This is a genomic window from Mucilaginibacter sp., assembly GCF_039207105.1.
In the GTDB taxonomy this organism is placed as follows: domain Bacteria; phylum Bacteroidota; class Bacteroidia; order Sphingobacteriales; family Sphingobacteriaceae; genus Mucilaginibacter.
On record NZ_JBCECK010000263.1, the window covers coordinates 1 to 4,099 of the forward strand.

Annotated in this window: 6 protein-coding genes; 4 read left to right on the plus strand and 2 right to left on the minus strand. The window is 40.0% G+C overall.

The window, feature by feature from the left end:
• On the minus strand, positions 1 to 437 hold a 437-nt coding region (locus AAGC65_RS25240; RefSeq protein ID WP_343115229.1), incomplete at its 3' end, for an ATP-grasp domain-containing protein.
• A 219-nt stretch (positions 438 to 656) separates the two neighbouring features.
• Between AAGC65_RS25240 and AAGC65_RS25245 the strand changes: the two genes are divergently transcribed.
• The 4 genes from AAGC65_RS25245 (at position 657) to AAGC65_RS25260 (ending at position 3,873) form a co-directional block, all read left to right on the plus strand.
• A complete protein-coding gene (locus AAGC65_RS25245) occupies positions 657 to 1,307 on the plus strand; it encodes an ABC transporter ATP-binding protein (protein WP_343115230.1) in 651 nt (216 codons plus the stop codon).
• A 13-nt stretch (positions 1,308 to 1,320) separates the two neighbouring features.
• Positions 1,321 to 1,629, plus strand: a complete 309-nt coding sequence (locus AAGC65_RS25250) for a hypothetical protein (protein ID WP_343115231.1) — start codon at positions 1,321 to 1,323, stop codon at positions 1,627 to 1,629.
• Positions 1,619 to 2,227, plus strand: coding sequence for an HAD hydrolase-like protein (locus tag AAGC65_RS25255; protein WP_343115232.1), 609 nt, complete (start codon positions 1,619 to 1,621; stop codon positions 2,225 to 2,227). The genes AAGC65_RS25250 and AAGC65_RS25255 overlap by 11 nt, the downstream gene beginning before the upstream one ends.
• Positions 2,228 to 2,313: 86 nt before the next feature.
• A complete protein-coding gene (locus AAGC65_RS25260) occupies positions 2,314 to 3,873 on the plus strand; it encodes a S41 family peptidase (protein ID WP_343115233.1) in 1,560 nt (519 codons plus the stop codon).
• A 10-nt stretch (positions 3,874 to 3,883) separates the two neighbouring features.
• Here the strand turns inward: AAGC65_RS25260 and AAGC65_RS25265 are convergent.
• The coding region (locus tag AAGC65_RS25265) for a hypothetical protein (protein ID WP_343115234.1) at positions 3,884 to 4,099 on the minus strand (216 nt) is incomplete at its 5' end.

Consider the following 4,099-nt stretch of genomic DNA (forward strand, 5'->3'; position numbering starts at 1 on the left):
GCAACTTCTTCAATGTCCATACCACCTTCGGTGCTGTACATGATAATGTTACGGCCTTTTGCACGGTCAAGCAACACACTCATATAAAACTCTTTGGTTTCGCTTTCGCCAGGGTAGTAAACATCCTGTGCAACTAATACCTTTTTTACTTTTTTACCTTCGGGGCCGGTTTGTGGAGTAACCAGTTGCATACCGATGATGTTACCGGTGTGCTCTTTTACCTGATCAATATTTTTAGCCAGTTTTACACCACCGCCTTTACCACGGCCGCCGGCATGAATCTGTGCCTTTATTACTACCCAGCTTGATCCCAGGTCTTCTTTCAATTTTTGGGCAGCCTCTACAGCTTGCTCAACAGTATCGGCAACAATGCCTTCCTGAACTCTAACGCCAAAGCTCTTTAAGATGGCTTTGCCCTGATATTCGTGAATATTCATGTTTTTTGAAGAATTTGCGGTAAAGCTACAATTTTGTTATCAAGTATCAAGAGGCAGTATCAAGTAATTAGTATCATGTATCAAGATTTTTAATAGCCATCTTTTCCAATTAATGGAGGGTGTCTTGATACCTGATACTGACTATCTGATACTAATTAATTATAGCAGTCTTGATACTTCATACTGGCTACTTGATACTAAAAAAACTAACTTTGTAATATGCTAAAAGCCAATTCCATTCACAAATCATACGGACAGCTGCAGATATTAAAAGGTGTTGATCTGGAAGTACAGCGGGGCGAAATTGTAACCATCGTAGGCGCATCCGGCGCGGGTAAAAGTTCCTTACTCAGTATTTTAGGTACTTTAGACAGGCCCGACTCCGGCCGTTTGTTCATTAATGATATTGAGTTGAGCAAGCTGAACAACAAAAGCCTGAGCGATTTTCGCAACCGTAAAATTGGTTTCATATTTCAGTTTCATCACTTACTGGCCGAGTTTAGCGCTATTGAAAATGTTTGTATCCCGGCCTTTATAGCGGGTACCCACCGTGCCGATGCTGAGCGAAAAGCTACCGAACTATTGGAACTTTTGGGTTTAAAAGACAGGGTGAACCACAAGCCTAACCAGCTATCGGGCGGCGAACAGCAGCGTGTTGCCGTAGCGCGTGCACTAATCAATAACCCCGCGTTGATATTTGCCGATGAGCCATCGGGTAACCTTGATTCGGTAAACGCGCTGGAGCTTCATGAATTATTTATTAAGTTGAGAGATGATTTTAACCAAACCTTTGTAATTGTTACGCATAATGAGGACCTTGCCAATCTTTCAGATCGTACTGTTTTAATGAAAGATGGTTTAATTGTTTAAAGCCTTTCCGAAATTGAATATATTGATAACAGCGGCCAACTCGGCCCCGGCCTATAAGTTAAAAAACCAGTTAAACAGTGATCATATTATCATGGGCGATCATCTTGACCTGCCCGATTTTATGCTGAAGCCCGGTAAGCTGATCCGATTGCCAAATCCGGAATCGGTAAGTTACACACATGAAATGCTTACCTTATGCCTGGATATGGGCGTTGAGGCTGTTTACTTGTTTCGTGAGCCGGAAACAGCATTGTTGCTGAAAGCCGAAACATTATTTAATGAGTATAATATAAAAATCCTGGTTAAGGGAAATGAATTATAAGGATATTGATAAGCGTAAGAGTGCTTTCATCTTAGAATTGGATGATGTACTTTATCCGCGTAAGGATTATTATTTTCAGGTTTATTACCTGTTTGCCAATCTGCTGGAATACACAGAGCTGGTTGATGCAAAGGAAACAACCAATTTGATGACTGATACGTATGTATCAGAAGGAGAGCAGTTTGTTTTTGACAGGGTAGCCGAAAAATTTGCTATTGCCGAAAAGTACAAGACAAATTTTGATAACCTGCTGATAACGGCCAAGCTACCACTGAAATTGTTGCTGTATCAAAATATGTTAACCCTGCTGCAGGACATTGTTGTTGACCGCAAGAAGATATTCATTGTAACAAATGGTAACGTGGAGCAACAGGTAAACAAAATTAAACAGATAGAATGGAATGGCCTTGAAAAATACCTGGTATGCTATTTTGCTGATGAAACTGTTGCTAAGCCCGAACCGGATGTGCTGCATCTGTTAATGCAGGAGCATAATTTGCAGCGGCGGGATATCACAATGATTGAAAATTCAGAAACTGACAGATTATGTGCAGAAGCGGTTGGAATTGACTATATTAACATTGATAAATTTTTGTAAAGGTATGTTGTTGCATACTTAATAATGTAAGCGTATGTTATATACTTACGTTACATGGTGTAGCGTTAATAGTTAAATTTACTTATATGAGAAAATTATTTTACCTGATATTGATTTTTTCGGTAGGGGGAGTGGCTGCCTGCAAAAAGGATAAAGGGCCCGGTAATAATTCCCCTACGGATTCGGCTACAACCAAGTTGCAGATATCGCAGGATTCGATTTACTATTATGCTAAAGAGATCTATTACTGGAATAGTTTTTTGCCAGATTATAAGACATTTAATCCACGGCAATATACCAATGGTAGTACCGATATAGATAAACTAACAGCCGAAATCGATGCTTATACCCAGCTGTCAAAAAACCCGCTTAATGGTAACCGCCCCTATGAGTATGATGATTTTAACCCAGGTAGCTCCAAATATTCCTTTATTGATGATGGGACTACAAACACCGAACTGAATGCCAGTAAAGGGGATTATGGGTTTAATTATTTTTACAATACGGTTGATGATATCAGGGTTAGTTTGGTGTATGCGGGATCTCCGGCAGCAAAGGCCGGCTTAACACGAGGCGATCAGATCATCGCTGTAAATGGTAGTACAGCTATTAATATTACCAACTCAAATGATCCGGTAAATGACGCTGGTTATAAATTTGTTTATAATGCTGTTAATAATACAAGCACGGTTGCCTTACAGGTAAAAAAGCTTAGCGGAGGCACCGTTACTGTAAATCTTAATGCCCAAAACTATACCTTAAACCCGCTTATATATTCAAATACATATTCGCTGACTGGTGGTAAAGTAGCCGGTTATTTCGTTTTTAATAATTTTACTTCGCCAGAGGTGGCACAGCCCAAGCTTGATTCAGTATTTTCTGCGTTCGCAGCTAAAGGCGTTACAGACCTGATTGTTGACCTGCGTTATAATGGTGGTGGCGATGTAAGGACAAGTACCTACCTGTCAAACCTGATAGTTCCGGCAAGCGCATCAGGCAGCGTAATGAATACTACTTACTGGACAGCTAACTTACAAAACGATAATTATCCTAACCTTAAGAAAAATTTAGGCGATTTTGGTCCTGGTTATTTTAAACCTACTAATGCCGCGCAAATTGAAAAATTTGCAAAAGCAGGAGGACTTAATGTTAGCAGGGTTTTCTTCCTGGTGACCGGGAATACAGCATCGGCAAGTGAACTGACCATTAATAACCTGAGGCCTAAAATGGATGTGCAGATGATAGGGCAACCAACCTATGGCAAGCCGGTTGGCTTTTTATCAAATTTGATAATTAAAGGACAGTATTTTTATACACCTGAATTTGAAATAAAAAATTCCGCCAACGAAGGTGGATATTACCTTGGAATGGAACCGGGCGGCCCAACGCCTAATGGGGGAATATATACTGGTAAACTGGATGATGATGATTTGACCAGGGCTTTTGGTGACCAAAACGAAGGCTTGCTGAATGATGCCTTAACCTATATAAAAACAAATGCTTATCCGCAAAATACCGGAAAGCAAACCGTTCAAAGCTTATCTACTGGTCGTACAATGACATCGGTACAAAGGAATACTTTGTCTGTGAAAACCAACAGCCATAGGCTTCATGGTATGTATATTAGTATAAAAGGAAAAAAATAATAGAAGTGTATTAATCGGCCAGTTCACGTAAGTCAACCGGTACTACACGCGATATTCCTTGCTCAACCATAGTCACTCCGTAAATTACATCGGTACTGGCTATGGTTCTTTTGTTATGTGATACGATGATAAACTGCGAGTCTTTAGAAAAAGTGCGAATAATGTTATTGAACTTATCAATATTGGTATCATCAAGCGGGGCATCAACCTCATCAAAAATACAGAA